The 13,487-nt window shown below is 58.1% G+C and carries 14 protein-coding genes; 1 reads left to right on the top strand and 13 read right to left on the bottom strand.

Annotated features, from left to right (window positions below; translation table 11 throughout):
* Nucleotides 1–443 precede the first annotated feature (443 nt).
* A complete protein-coding gene (locus QZ650_RS05730) occupies nt 444–1,544 on the top strand; it encodes a glycosyltransferase family 2 protein (RefSeq protein WP_292520550.1) in 1,101 nt (366 codons plus the stop codon).
* Here the strand turns inward: QZ650_RS05730 and QZ650_RS05725 are convergent.
* The 13 genes from QZ650_RS05725 to QZ650_RS05665 all read right to left on the bottom strand — a co-directional run bounded on the left by QZ650_RS05725 (nt 1,462) and on the right by QZ650_RS05665 (nt 12,885).
* Nucleotides 1,462–2,589 (bottom strand): DegT/DnrJ/EryC1/StrS aminotransferase family protein, encoded by a 1,128-nt coding sequence (locus QZ650_RS05725; protein ID WP_292520551.1) that lies wholly within the window; start codon nt 2,587–2,589, stop codon nt 1,462–1,464. The genes QZ650_RS05730 and QZ650_RS05725 overlap by 83 nt on opposite strands.
* Nucleotides 2,586–3,470 carry a glucose-1-phosphate thymidylyltransferase RfbA gene (gene rfbA / locus QZ650_RS05720; protein ID WP_292520553.1) on the bottom strand — a complete coding sequence of 295 codons (885 nt, stop codon included), beginning with the start codon at nt 3,468–3,470 and terminating at the stop codon, nt 2,586–2,588. The genes QZ650_RS05725 and rfbA overlap by 4 nt, the downstream gene beginning before the upstream one ends.
* On the bottom strand, nt 3,467–4,552 hold the full coding sequence (gene rfbB, locus QZ650_RS05715) for a dTDP-glucose 4,6-dehydratase (RefSeq protein WP_292520555.1): 1,086 nt from the start codon (nt 4,550–4,552) through the stop codon (nt 3,467–3,469). Before rfbB ends, rfbA begins: the two co-directional genes overlap by 4 nt.
* 48 nt (nt 4,553–4,600) lie before the next feature.
* Nucleotides 4,601–5,125 carry a UDP binding domain-containing protein gene (locus QZ650_RS05710; RefSeq protein ID WP_292520557.1) on the bottom strand — a complete coding sequence of 175 codons (525 nt, stop codon included), beginning with the start codon at nt 5,123–5,125 and terminating at the stop codon, nt 4,601–4,603.
* Between the two features lie 691 nt (nt 5,126–5,816).
* Nucleotides 5,817–5,954 carry a hypothetical protein gene (locus tag QZ650_RS05705; protein WP_292520559.1) on the bottom strand — a complete coding sequence of 46 codons (138 nt, stop codon included), beginning with the start codon at nt 5,952–5,954 and terminating at the stop codon, nt 5,817–5,819.
* 164 nt (nt 5,955–6,118) lie between these two features.
* Entirely contained in the window at nt 6,119–6,910 is a 792-nt protein-coding gene (locus QZ650_RS05700; RefSeq protein ID WP_292520561.1) for a hypothetical protein, read from the bottom strand.
* Entirely contained in the window at nt 6,907–7,200 is a 294-nt protein-coding gene (locus QZ650_RS05695) for a hypothetical protein (protein ID WP_292520563.1), read from the bottom strand. Before QZ650_RS05695 ends, QZ650_RS05700 begins: the two co-directional genes overlap by 4 nt.
* Nucleotides 7,200–8,447, bottom strand: coding sequence for a DUF58 domain-containing protein (locus QZ650_RS05690; RefSeq protein ID WP_292520565.1), 1,248 nt, complete (start codon nt 8,445–8,447; stop codon nt 7,200–7,202). Before QZ650_RS05690 ends, QZ650_RS05695 begins: the two co-directional genes overlap by 1 nt.
* Before the next feature lie 2 nt (nt 8,448–8,449).
* Nucleotides 8,450–9,424 (bottom strand): MoxR family ATPase, encoded by a 975-nt coding sequence (locus QZ650_RS05685; RefSeq protein ID WP_292520567.1) that lies wholly within the window; start codon nt 9,422–9,424, stop codon nt 8,450–8,452.
* Nucleotides 9,417–10,238 carry a DUF4350 domain-containing protein gene (locus tag QZ650_RS05680; RefSeq protein ID WP_292520569.1) on the bottom strand — a complete coding sequence of 274 codons (822 nt, stop codon included), beginning with the start codon at nt 10,236–10,238 and terminating at the stop codon, nt 9,417–9,419. Before QZ650_RS05680 ends, QZ650_RS05685 begins: the two co-directional genes overlap by 8 nt.
* Nucleotides 10,225–11,841: a hypothetical protein gene (locus QZ650_RS05675; protein ID WP_292520571.1), complete on the bottom strand. Its 1,617-nt coding sequence runs from the start codon at nt 11,839–11,841 to the stop codon at nt 10,225–10,227. The genes QZ650_RS05680 and QZ650_RS05675 overlap by 14 nt, the downstream gene beginning before the upstream one ends.
* Nucleotides 11,838–12,503, bottom strand: coding sequence for a hypothetical protein (locus QZ650_RS05670; RefSeq protein ID WP_292520572.1), 666 nt, complete (start codon nt 12,501–12,503; stop codon nt 11,838–11,840). Before QZ650_RS05670 ends, QZ650_RS05675 begins: the two co-directional genes overlap by 4 nt.
* 10 nt (nt 12,504–12,513) lie before the next feature.
* Nucleotides 12,514–12,885 carry a hypothetical protein gene (locus QZ650_RS05665; protein WP_292520574.1) on the bottom strand — a complete coding sequence of 124 codons (372 nt, stop codon included), beginning with the start codon at nt 12,883–12,885 and terminating at the stop codon, nt 12,514–12,516.
* Nucleotides 12,886–13,487: the final 602 nt, after the last annotated feature.

The following is a 13,487-nucleotide window of genomic DNA, read 5'->3' as shown; positions in this document are numbered from 1 at the left end:
ACAAGTCGCCCCGGTTCCGGACACGCAAATCACTCCATTAAGCAGCAGTATATGCAGATATCTCGGGTATATGGGCCTCCCCCAGTTTTCTTCTTAAGCAGCTCGAATGAAATGTTTATATAGTACAATTAACACCGTAGCATCAGGCCCAGGTGCCAGGAACCCATCCCCCGTCCGGCAGTCGCTATCAGGACGGGGGCCGCTCGCCTCATCCAGGCGGGCAGTGACGCAGTCGGATACGGGCCTGCGTTAGGGTGTGTTTCCGTGGTACCCGTGTGGATACCGTTTTACCCGGCGTGCGTGGCCCTGCCGGGGTCAGGTGAAGGTAAGAACAACACTCAGTCCGCTTGGGTGTGGGATCACGCCCCCTACCTTAGGGCATTCCAGGAGCAGGAAGTTTGCTCGACTCCGGTTCTCATGTTCCCACGCCAGGAGCCGCCGCAATGAGCACCTGCGTAACTGCCTCCCCTACCGCCCGCACGACCGGAGAGATTGTCAGGCACGGTAGTAACAGGAGAGAAAGAACTCATCTTCATACAGGCGTAACCTCCTGCGATTCTGGAAAGCAACCATGGCAGCAGGCCATTGCCTCCCGGACCCTCGCTGCCATCATCCCGGCTTACAACGAGGGGCTGGTTATTGGATCGGTCGTCCTCCAGGCACAGCAGCACGTCGACCGGGTCATCGTCATCGACGACGGCTCGACCGACCGGACCGCCGAGATCGCCCGGCTCGCGGGCGCGGACGTCATCGAGATGCTGGATAACGGGGGCAAGGCGAAGGCGATGACGGCCGGGTTTGCCCGAGCTCGCGAGATTGGCTTCGAAGCCGTTGTGATGCTCGACGGCGATGGCCAGCATGATCCCGCTGAGATTCCAGCCGTCGTGGCCCCGGTGCTCGCGGGGGAGGCCGACCTCGTCATCGGCTCCCGGTTCCTGGACACCGGGGTAAAGATCCCGAAGTATCGCGTCGCCGGGCAGAAGGTCCTCAACGGGTTCACGAATCTCTCGACAGACGGGGAGTTCGTGACGACCGACTCCCAATCTGGCTTCCGGGCGCTCTCCCGCCGGGCTCTCGATAACCTGAACTTCGCATCAGAGGGCTACACCATCGAATCGGACATGATCGCTCACTTCGCATCGATCAACCTCCGGATGACTGAAGTCCCGATCTCGGTTACCTATGACGTTCCCCACAAGCACAAGAAGAACCCCATCTCCCACGGCTTTGGAGTCCTCGCCCGAATCGTCGGTTTGATCGGCTATAAGCGGCCGCTCCTCTCCTTCAGCGTTCCGGGCTTCCTCATCGCTCTCACAGGGATCTGCGCAGAGACCTACACCTACTCCGAGTACTATCGCACCGCCCAGTTCCACTACATCGTCTTCATCGGCGGGGTTGCTGCACTTACCCTTGGGCTGCTGCTCGTGACATCGGGGCTGATCCTGAACTCGCTGGTGAGCATCATCCCCCCGTCAAACTCATCATGGAGAACTCCGATGGCGTCCTGGCATAGAGTTTCTGTGATGAGACCGTTATCTCAATGATTTTATCCTGGACTTCTAACGGAAGCGCTGAGTATAGAGGAAGACAGAGCACTCTGTCCGCTCTGCTCCTTGAGATGGGATTTCCTTTATCTGGCCGGGCGTATCCATTCAGCGCATCCAGCGAAGGATAGAAGTACCGCCTTGGAAATATCCCCGCATCGTTCAGACGCTGCTGGGTTTTGAGCAGCGCATCCTCCGAAGGAAAGAGCACAGGGAAGTAGGCATAGTTCCGCGTGGCGCCCTCTTTCCATACGGGTATCTCGAAATGATCCTTTAATGCCTCATAATAGCGTTTATAAATCTCTTCCCGCTCCTGAAGAACACTATCGATCTCGTCCAGCATGCACAACCCCATGGCAGCATGGAACTCGCTCATTTTGGCATTTATCCCCTCATCGGCGACCTCTCCCTCTTCGTAACCGAAGTTGATGAGCCTGCACGCCCGCTCGTAGTCCTCGCGCTTTTTAAAGACTATTGCCCCGCCTTCAACGGTGTGAAACACTTTCGTCGCGTGAAAACTGAGCGTGGCGGCGTCACCCCACTGCAGAACGCTTTTGCCGTTTAACCGTACGCCGAAAGCATGGGCAGCATCATAGATCACCTTCAGGCCATGATCCTTTGCAATTCGGTCGAAGGCTTCTACATTACAGGGATTTCCGTATACATGGACCGGAACCAGGGCTGTAACCTCAGGATCCAGGATCATCTCGGCCTTTTGAGGAGACAAGTTCAGGCTGCTCGCGTCGATATCGGCATAGACCGGCTCAATCCCCCCCCATTTGAGGGAACTGCTCGTCGCTACGAATGTGAACGGCGTGGTGATGGCTACCCTGGAGATGCCAAGAACCTTATAGGCTATCTGGAGAGCAAGGGTCCCGTTGGCCACCGGGAGGAGATTCTGTACACCCAGGTAGTCTTCAAGGCGGGCCTTCAACTCCTGCACCAGGGGACCGTTGTTCGTAAGCTGGTTATTCTGGTAGCAGCGTTCAATGTATCCAAGGTACCTGCTCATCTCCGGGAGATGGGGCCTGGTCACCGGGATCATGTTGTCCTCCTCGCATCGAATCCCAGCAGTTCGAGGAGATAACATCCATAGCCGTTCTTTGCTATAGGTTGCGCGAGTTCCCGTACCTGCTCGGCGGTTAGCCAGCCGTTGCGCCAGGCAATCTCCTCCAGGCAGGCTATCTTGTAGCCCTGCCGCTTCTCTATGGTCTCAACGAACTGTGCGGCGTCGAGCAGGCTGTCATGGGTGCCCGTATCCAGCCAGGCGAAGCCTCGCCCGAGCAGTTCTACGTTGAGGGTGCCACGTTCCATGTACACCTGGTTAATGCTTGTAATCTCGAGTTCGCCACGGTCCGATGGCTTGACCTGTTTGGCAATCTTCACGACGTCATTATCGTAGAAGTAGAGGCCGGTAACGGCATAGTTCGACCTGGGGTAGGCCGGCTTCTCATCGATGGAAAGAACCCTCATCTGTTCATCGAACGTCACAACACCGAAGTGCTCTGGATTTTGTACCTGGTATCCAAACACCGTTGCACCGACATTTTGGTTGCGGGCTTTCTTGAGCCGGGGAGTAAAGTTTAGGCCATAGAAGATGTTGTCCCCCAGGATCAGGCACACATGGTCGTTGCCGATAAACTCCTCACCGATGATGAAGGCCTGGGCCAGCCCGTCGGGATTGGGCTGAATCGCGTACGTCAGGTTGATCCCGAACTGGGTCCCATCCCCGAGGAGCCGGATATAGCCGTCTTGATCCTCCGGGGTGGTGATGATCAGGATATCCCGGATCTCTGCGAGCATCAGCACCGATAAGGGGTAGTAGATCATGGGCTTGTCATATATCGGCAGGAGATGCTTGGATATACCCCGGGTAATGGGATAGAGCCGGGTTCCGCTGCCGCCGGCGAGTACGATGCCCTTCATATGCCGACACCCAGCCTCTCTCTTCGATAGGAGCCGTCCTGAACTCTCTTGCACCAGGTCTGGTTCCCTAGATACCACTCAGCAGTCTTGCGAAGACCGGTCTCAAACGTCTCCACAGGAACCCAGCCAAGTTCAGTCTGTATTTTGGTAGGATCGATAGCGTAATGTCTGTCATGGCCGGGTCGGTCCTGCACAAATGTGATCAGGTCGTGATAATGCTTGATGCCCTCAGGTTTATTGGGAGCCAGTTCTTCGAGTAACTCGCAGATCATCTGTACGACTTCGAGGTTCCGTTTTTCATTGCGCCCACCGATGTTGTAGGTCTCACCAGCTTCCCCCTGTGTGGCCACCAGGCAGAGGGCCCGAGCGTGGTCTTCGACGTAGAGCCAGTCACGAATCTGATCGCCTTTACCATATATCGGCAAGGACCTGCCCTCCAGGGCATTGAGAATCGTGAGTGGGATGAGTTTTTCCGGGAACTGGTACGGGCCGTAATTGTTGGAGCAGTTCGTTACTACTGCCGGCAGTCCATATGTCCGGACCCAGGCCCTGACAAGGTGATCCGAACTTGCCTTACTTGCAGAATAGGGCGAACTTGGTGCGTACGGGCTGATTTCAGTGAAAAGTCCCTGGGCATCTCCCAGGTCGCCGTATACTTCGTCGGTCGAGATGTGGTGGAAGCGGAACTGGTTCTGTTTTTCCGGAGGGAGACCTTCCCAGTACTTCCGGGATGCTTCGAGAAGGGTATAGGTTCCGATTATGTTGGTCTGAATAAATGCTGCAGGACCGTCAATAGACCGATCTACGTGCGATTCTGCAGCAAGATGCATGACAATATCCGGTTGATACCGTTCAAGCACCTTATGCAGTCCAATCGGATCGCAGATGTCTATCTGCTCGAAATGATAGCGTGGGCTGTGCTCAACCTCTTTGAGCGATTCCAGATTGCCCGCGTAGGTTAACTTGTCAAGATTAATCACTGTGTGACTGGACAGTTTAATCAGGTAACGGATAACAGCAGAACCAATGAATCCCGCTCCCCCGGTGACGATGATCTTCTTTTCTTGTTCCTCATCTATCATAACCGTTTATTCCCCCTCCGGAGACCGACCTCACCTAACTGAACCTCTCTACGACGTACAGTACATGCATCCTTCCCACACCCTCCCGTTGCTCCCCCGGGGCATCCCCATCATATCCACAACGATCGGCTCCCCGTTGCGGTTCGTGGGCAACGCATCAAGTTTCAGCGACGCAAAGGCGCTGTGTCGAGAATAAACAGTAATAGAGCCCACCGTGCCCCGGATTCCCCGAAGCAAGGCGGCCGGCTTCGCCCCGAGCCGCTCGATCTCGATGGGTGAAGGGAGCCGGTCGTAGCCATAGATGTCGGTATCAGACTCCTTGAGTTCGTGAACTATCTTCCTGACCGGGCTCGCCCGGGTGTCGGGGACGTTCTCTCTGGAGGTCAGACCCGGGATGAGGATCCCTGGATGCCGGATAACCCTGCCGCCCTGGTTCTGTCCCTTGATAGCGATATCGGCGACGGTCTCGGCGGCCGAGACGACGTAGGAGATGTCGGGATCTTTTGCCTTCGTCACCAGGGCGGGGACGGCGATGAGTACGGTGTCGGCCTCGCGAATCCTGGCCGGGTCCACGGTGGCGATGACGTTGCTGTCTGGTTGCGCATTGATCCCGGCGATCTTGTTCGCGTCAAGGGCATACCCGGTTGTTCTGGTATCCTGAGTGAACGCATCGACGGGGGGTAGCCGACGTATCCGAGGCCAACGACGTCGACGGTTATGTCCTTCTCCGGTCCCCCAACCATAGGACAGTTACCTCTAGTGTTCTATATAGAGTGCAGGGTATTCCTGGAACCGTAACACTTGAAGGTTGCGGTTGCCCATGCAGGTAAGACAGGGGTGAAGTGAAGCTATAACCTGGACAGCCTTACCACGGGGAACGGGTAACCTGTGTGATCCTTTGGAAAGGGCTATGAAATATAGTGAACCCTGCTCTCCATACATGGAGAGCAAGAGGCAAAAGAGCGCAAACTGGTTCGGACAGGTCCGGCGACCGTCGAGATAGGTAACGACCCCCGGGTGGCGCTCTCTATTGCTTTGATATTTGCCAGGACCGGGTTAGGGGAGAGGGGGGTTGGGACCATACCCTCGTGCCTGAGGAAGACCGGTGTGTCGCCATAGACTGAGAAGGACAAAGCGGCAGCGACGATTGCACCCTACAGTCTTTCGCCGTGGCGAGCACACTGAACGTGCCGGTCACGTTCACCTCTTTCGAGGGGAAGGAGGCCATCACTGACCGCAGCACGGACGGGATGGCTGCCTGCCCTTACAACTGTAACCGGCTCCTCTCCAGAGATCCCGTCCCCCGGACCGCCATCCCGGTGTTCCTGCGGATTCTGGCGAGCAGAAAGAGGCCATGGTCAACGACGTTGCCGATGAGGTTGTAAACGGCCTTCTTCACCATCAGATCCGCGTATATCGATACCCGCGAGGTCCATCGTGTTCTCCTCGATGAAGTCCGTCGAACGGATGAACCCGTCAAAGAGAGAGCCTTTCTAAATCCGGCTACGCTCTTTCTCAAAAGGTTCGGTACCGCTGGCCGGCTCCGCAGTCATGGGATGGAGCCGATCAATGCGAGTTATCGGAGCCTGACCTCTCGGCCCCGGCCGGTCTCAGGATAACCCGGAGGGTCTTTGTTGTTTCGTCGATGGCGGTGTGCTCGATAGTCATCGGCTGTCCGGCCCCTATCGCCGTGATCGCCGCAAGCAGGCTGCAGATCGGGCAGCCGACCATGGTGCAGCACTTCGGGGAGGCCTCCCTGACAGCCCGGCAGCCGGGAAGGAGACGGTAGGCGTTCAAGGTGACGACGATGTTTGCGCCGTCCTGCACCGCTTTCGTCTTTCCGGCAATCTCGAGGATGTCGTCACAGACCTCTGTTACACATGCAAGAAGTCCCTCATACTCTCTTTCGGGAACCTCAAGGGCATGCTTCTCCCGGAGGTGCGCGAGGAGCGGGGCGCATGCCGGGACAATCCGGACGGCGCACCCACTCTCGCCAGTGACATAGGAGTAGTCACCCCTGGGCGTCACCGGAAAGGTGCTGGTGACCGGGATGACCTCGACGACGGTCCCGTCCGCCTCCGGGACGAACCAGGCATTGCCCTGGATCCCAAGGTCTGCACAGAGGGTGGCGATGCTGACGGTCCCCTGGACGGGGAGGAGGGCGGTGATCTCAGGGTCGATCGGCTCGCCCTTGTGAAGCGCGAGGAGGAAGACTCCGGCGATGAAGCAGCCTGCGCCCGCAAGGACAAGCGTCGCGGTGGTGATGTCCCCCCGCCCGGTCGCGCCCGCAAGGGCGAGGAGGCTTACTGCGGCGAGGATGAGGAGAAATGCTCCCAGGAAAGGGTTGTTTCCCGTCATGCTTCGCCTCCCGCCCACCGGGCCAGCCGATAATCCTGGAGGAGGAGGGCAAGATAGCCGCAGCCGAGAGCGCCCGCAAGGGCAAGGAGGGGGAAGGACACGGTGCTGCTGACAGCAATGACTCCGGAAAAGGCGATTGTTGCGGCGGCGAAGGTCGCGAAGCCCCGCCGATACTCGATGAATGCGGCAAGGACGATCATCTGCAGGATGAGTGCGGCAACGATGTTGCCTGCCGCCACGACCAGGACCTCGGCCGTGCAGAGGAGGATGAACCGCCGGTCGGTCGCCATCAGAGCACCTCCATGGCATCAATCCCGGGAAGAGGACTTGCACCGACGGGAGCCTTCAGGACAACCCGCATCTTCTGGCTCTTTGCTTCGTTAGCCAGCTGGACAAGATGACTCCTGTCGCCAGTCACGAGGAGGGAGTAGAGCCGGATCTCAACGGCGTTGGCACGGGAGAGCGCCTCCCGTATTGCCACCGTAAAGGGCACAGGGTTCTCCGCCGCGAATGCCGAGATGATGTCGCTGAGTCTCTCATGGTACGCCCTCTCCTCTGGTCCCGCCCCAATGGCAGGACGACGCATTCGGGCCATAAGGACAGCGGATCCCGACGCACGGTAAAGGGGAGCATGGGGTTCAACCGGGGCAAGGCTGCCGAGGATCGCAACGACCTCCCGGATATCCTGTGCCCCGGGGAGGAACCGGACGACCTCTCCGCTGGTGATGATCAGGAGGGAACAGTTCCCATGAGTGTTAATCACCTCTTCGGCCGCACTGTAGACGGTCATCGTAAATCGGGCGAGGGTCGTCAGGTCCCCGTTCAGAGTCGTCGGGAGGTCGACGGCAATAAGTGGTATTCCACCCTCAAGCCCTGCGATCTCTCTGACGTAGAGGGTGCCGCGCCGGGCCGTGACCTTCCAGTCCACGTGCCGGGGATCGTCGCCCGAGCGGTAGGGCCGGAACCCGCGGACATCCTGTCCGGCAAGCGCAGCCTTCCTGTCCACCCGCGTATCTTCTCCGCGAACTCCTCTTCCCCTGCCGACCCCCCAACTCCCCCCCGGGAAGACCTGGAGGTGTGGAGCGTTGTAGTGGCGACAGATGAGGTCCCGGGAGAAGTAGGCGTCACTTGCCTCGACAATGACTCCGCCAAAGGTTGTCCCCCCCGGGGCCATGAGCCAGACCGTGTAGGTCGCGACCGTCCCCGGCGGCGAGAGCGGGGGGTCGCCCGTCGCAACCGCCGGGGGAAGATCACGCACCCGGACCGTGAGCCCGGGCGGAGCAGAGAGATCTGCCCGGACTCTAATACTCGCCATCGCTCCTTGCCGGAGGAGTTTCGGCTCGACTTCACGCTCTACGGCAAGGGAGGCGGCAACAATAGCGAGATCGCGCTCGAACCGCCAGCCCCGCCAGAGGAGGAAGAGTCCGAGGGAGCCGGCCGCAAGAGCCGCTGCCGGGTTCGCGAGGGGGAGGGCAACAGCGGTGAGGGCGAGGGCGAGGGCTGCGATTCCCCCGGTCTTCCAGGTCGGCCGGAACATTGTCAGGACACTCCAACGCTCTTGATGATCTCATTGATGACCGCCTCTGGAGTAACACCGGTGATCGCCGCTTCCCGGGTGAGGATAATGCGGTGCCGGAGCACCGGCAGGGCCAGGGCCTGGACATCGTCGGGGATCACATAGGTCCGACCGTTCAGGGCCGCCCGGGCCATAGAGCCCCGGAGGAAAGCAATCGAGGCACGGGAACTCGCGCCAAGCTGGACGTCGCCATGGGACCGTGTGGCGAGCACAACGTCGCGTATGTAGGCAAGGATCACCTCGTCGACCTTGACCGCCCGGACAGTTGCGGCCATGGCACTGATGCTCTCAGGTCCGAGAATAGGAGCGAGCCGGTCCTGGTAAACCTTCCAGTCCAGTTCCCCGGCCCGCTCCCGCCGGAGGATCTCGAGTTCGCTCTCCGGGCCGAGGTGGGTAAGGGTGGTGCTGAACATGAACCGGTCGCGTTGGGCCTCGATGAGTGGGAAAGTGCCTTCAGCGTCGTAGGGGTTCTGGGTGGCGATGACAAAGTAGGCTTCACTGAGCGGGTAGGATGTACCGTCGATCGTAGTCTGGCGTTCGCTCATCGCCTCGAGAAGAGCGCTCTGGGTCTTGGGAGTCAGGCGATTGATCTCGTCGACCATCAGGAAGTTCGTGAAGATCGGGCCTTTCTGGAGGACGAACTCGTTTTTCGTTCGATCGTAGATCCGGACACCGACGATATCCGCCGGCTGGAGATCCACGGCCCCCTGGACGCGCCGGAACTCGTAATCCATCAGTCGTGCGACTATCTTGCAGATGGTGGTCTTTGCTGTTCCCGGGACACCCTCGATGAGGAGGTGCCCCCCACTGATCATGCTGATGAAGATCTCCTCGATGAGGGGCTGGTTCGCGACCACTACCTGCTGGGTGATCTGCCAGACCTCTTCATAAGCATTTGTGATCGTTTCTATACGTTCTGTCAGGCTGTTATCAGACATTCTCTCTCCTCCCGAACCAGCAGGCTACCGGCAGGACGGCCAGGGCAGCCAGGGTAGACGCGGCCAGCGGCGTCTCCCGGGCCCAGACCAGGGTGTTGATGAACGAGTTTCTGGTCCCGATCCTGCTATGGGCGCCGTCGATGAGAAGTGGCTGGAGATCTTGAATGAATTTCGGATTCTCTTCGAGCATGGCGTTGATGAAAAGGCTCGAATCCCCGAGCACGGAGAGGTTGCCTTCATGTGCACAGACAACTACGGTTCCAAAGGTCTCCCGGCCGCCGGGCCGACCGTCGCGGTCGAGATCTTCCCAGGTCATGACCGAGGTCTCAAAGAGGGGGTCGCCGCCCTCGACCGCCGCCGGCCGGTTGAGGAGGATGGTCTCGACGCCGGTAAAGAGGCCCGCGTTTTCGACGATGTGTCCAACAAAAAGCCCGGGATCAGCGCGATCCCGGTCAAGACTCACGAAATTTCCCGGACGGACCCTCATGGTGCTCCTGAGATCCTCAAGGAATGGGTTTGCTGTCCCCTCCTCGTCGGCAATGAGGACATGCCCGCCGTCGTCGAGGAACATCCGCAGGTATCCAACATCTTCGGGGGTGAAGGGTTGATCGGGCGCGAGGATGAGAAGCGTCGCCCCGGGATAGCGACTGAGATCCCGGAGATCCCGGACCTCCTCGGCGGCCAGATCCGAGGTGCCGTTCCAGCCAATGTTGTAGCGGCTGTACTCCTCGGTGGTGGTGGTGACATGAACAAAGATCACCCCGCCAGCAAGGAGGAGGACAAGGAGGATCGCCCAGGTCTCACGCTGCATCATCATCCCACCCGAGAGCTTCCTGTTCCATTGCCTGGAGCTCTTCCTCCGATGGTATCTCTCCCGCGTAACGGATCCGTTCGTAGCGCTCGAAGAACCCGGCATGTGCCGGGACAAGCCAGGCACAATCCCGTGGGGTCTTTGTCTCGGGGAGCCCGAGCCGTGCACGGAGTGTGTGGAAGAGGACGGTCGCGGCAACTCGTGGGGGGAGAGCCGCGATCTCCACATGCGACGGGATTGTCTGGTCGACTTCTGGTGTCGTCTCGATCACCGGCGTCGAATCTATCTTCATGGGCCCTGTCGCCACGAGGTTCTTCACCGGTAGGCGGCGCCGGAGGTACCACCCGGTCCCAAGCGCAGCCCCTACCGCTGCTACGAACGGAAGAGGAGACAACTCCTGGCCTCGTATGATAGCGGTTGCCGTCGGGCTCTCAGAGGTGTTCAAGGGATAGTTCACGGCGTGAAACTCCGCCCGGATAGCGTGCTCCCCGGCGGAAAGGGTGACCTCTCTTCTGTAATTGCCATTCCTGTCTGTCTCGACCCCGATAAGGGTGGTGCCGTCGATCCGGAGGATGACGGGAGCACCCGCGACCGGCCGACCATTCTCTGCCATAAGATTCCCGGTGCAGATGATGGTCGGTCGATTCAGTTCCCTGACAGCGAGGGTGATGGTGGTGTTTTGAGGTTGGACGAGAAATCTCGCGACCCCGGAGTAGATTGGCCCCGAGGTTGCATGGACAAGGTGCTGCCCGGCAGGAATTTTGCCGATCAGGTAGGAACATGTATAATTGCCCAATTCGTCAAGGGTGGCGTTTCCTGCAATTCTGCTGTTGACGTAAACCTCAACGGGGGTCCCGGGAGTGCTATTGACGTAACTCCCGGTGATAGAAAGGGTGTCCCCATAGCGCCCTTTACCGGGGATGACCCCTATCAGGAGGGGCGATTTTGTATTCTTGCGAGTCTCGTTCCATCGTTCTTCCGTGGCGTTCGCGATCTCCACAAAATTCCTGATGCTTTCCTGATATGGGGTCAAATTCAGCCTGTATTTTTCTCCGATCTCGGTCACTTCGGCTTCATGGCTTACATAGGTAGCAAATCCTTCCTGCATCTTCTGCCGGAGGGTCTCGCTCTCGTAGACGATCGCTGCATGCTGCTCATCATCGTCGCGGACTTCGATCTCGAGCCGCTGGAGATCTTCAAATCGCCGGACGTCGTGTAAAAGGGTCGCAAGGGAAGCGAAATTCTCCTGATTGCTCTGCTGGAACTCGCCTATGTCGGTACCGGAGACATCAAGGGTGACAACCAGCTGGTCGAATTGCCTGGAGAGGTCGCTGTAGTGGGCGAGGTCGCGCTCAGCACTCTTGTAATCGTTATGTTTGATCATGAAGGTGAGAGACCCGGTATGTTCAAGGAGAGCATCCATCATGCTGATAAGAGTGCTGACGTCACTACCCGGGTGCCCTGGAACAGTTCCCGGATCGACGTGAGCGGCGGTGGAAGTATTCAACGCAGTGTAGAGGGCCGGGCTGGTTACCTCACTGGCAAGGAGGAGGAGCGCCGCGATGGCAGCGACCGTGAGGATAAAACGTGAAGCCCAGATGTTCATATGGCAAGGATCTCCAGAATCTTATTCATGACAATGTAGGCAAAGCAGGCGACTCCTACCATAATGAGGTAACCGATGTAGCGCATGTAACGAGGCTGCGAGAAAGCACCGTCAATCAGAACCGCGACGACGAGGAAGCCCATGAGAGAGAGGACAAAGAATATCTCAAGATCGAGAGTACGGTTAAGAACCATGAAAAAGGCAACAATGATGACCCAGATTGCGAGGAAAGCCGCAGCATAGTATTTTTTTGCGCCTGGCATCACGACCTTTCGGCCCTGCAAGCGATAATCTGAGACAATATTCCCTCCCCTGGAGAAAGGAACCCGAAGAGATCTCTCAGGTCGCAGGTCCCCGGACAACGCAACGGTGTCCAGGTGAGTTTCAGCCTGTGGTGAGATCCTCCTATTCCCGCCTGTCCCGGACGCCAGGGTTGCTGTTATGGCCGAGATCCTGGATATAACTGCTCCGGACCCTCCGGATCGTGTCTCGGTTCCACCTTCAGACAGAGACCGGAGCCACTCGTCGGTTTCGTGCGGAGCGTCCAAGATCGCATGCACCTCCTCGACGGAACGGGAGGTTGCCCGGGACTCCCCGGCAGCTCTTTTCAGACGGACAGCGGGTCCAGTGGGAGGCTTTGTTCCCGGCGGCTTCGGCGTCATGGTTCGCAGATCAGGGGATGTATGGAGTGGATGAGGTTGTCCAGACCCCAACCTCGCGGTAATCGACTTCAACGATATCTTCTCCCGCTATGCCCCGGGCATGGTGGGAATCGGTACCGGGTTCGAGGGGCAAAAGGGCCTCGCTCGGAACCTTGACCTCCAATGTGCTTGCATGCCTATGAAACCTGTAGCGAGCGGCAACCATGAGGCCTGAACCTGTAGCAGGCCCGACGGTGGCAGGATGAAGACCCTTATACTCCCTGACATCATCGACTGGTGGTACCGTGACGCGGGCGTCTGGGCCTGTGGCGGTCGCGGCTGCCGGGATGAGGGGGGCGATGACCGCACCATGCAGCAACATGCCTATTATAAGGCTCTTCATGGTGAACCCAATCGTTAAACCCCGTTATATACTTTTTTGTTAGAATGACCAACCCTCTTCCGGGGTGTAGGGGAAGGGACCTTGATGAATAGTTTAAATTCGGCAGATGCTCTCACGTGCTCCTTAACACTGTCAGAGTTGCGCCTCTTCTCAACATTGGATCCATTCCGGATGGCGCAGCCCTGTCCTCCAGAGTAGTTCCGTCCGGGATGGTTGCTGCCTGCCGGCAGGACATGGCGCGCGCATTCATCAATTGCCATGCAGCGACGGATACCATCGTTATTAACTTGAACCGTCAGAATATTCAGAATAAATTGACCAGGTTCTGGCAAAGTATCCTGGCACCACAACCAAAGCATGTGTCGTCTACTGGCGGGACTCCATGCATAGCAGGTCAAGGAAACTGTGACTACTCCTCAAAACATGATTCAGGATGACCAACGCCTCTCTATTTCGGAAAAAATCCTGAAGGTCTGTTGATCTTCGCAGAATCAATAATGTTTCACTGAATGGTCAAAATTTTTCAAGAATATTCCAGATGCAGCTGTAACCGGGCGTGACCTATAAGGGACATACTTAAATATCATTAAATGCACTTACGC

Source organism: Methanoculleus sp. (assembly GCF_020696975.1).
GTDB lineage: Archaea > Halobacteriota > Methanomicrobia > Methanomicrobiales > Methanoculleaceae > Methanoculleus.
The sequence above is the reverse complement of the archived record's forward strand: the minus strand, read 5'-3'. Positions and strand labels throughout refer to the sequence as shown.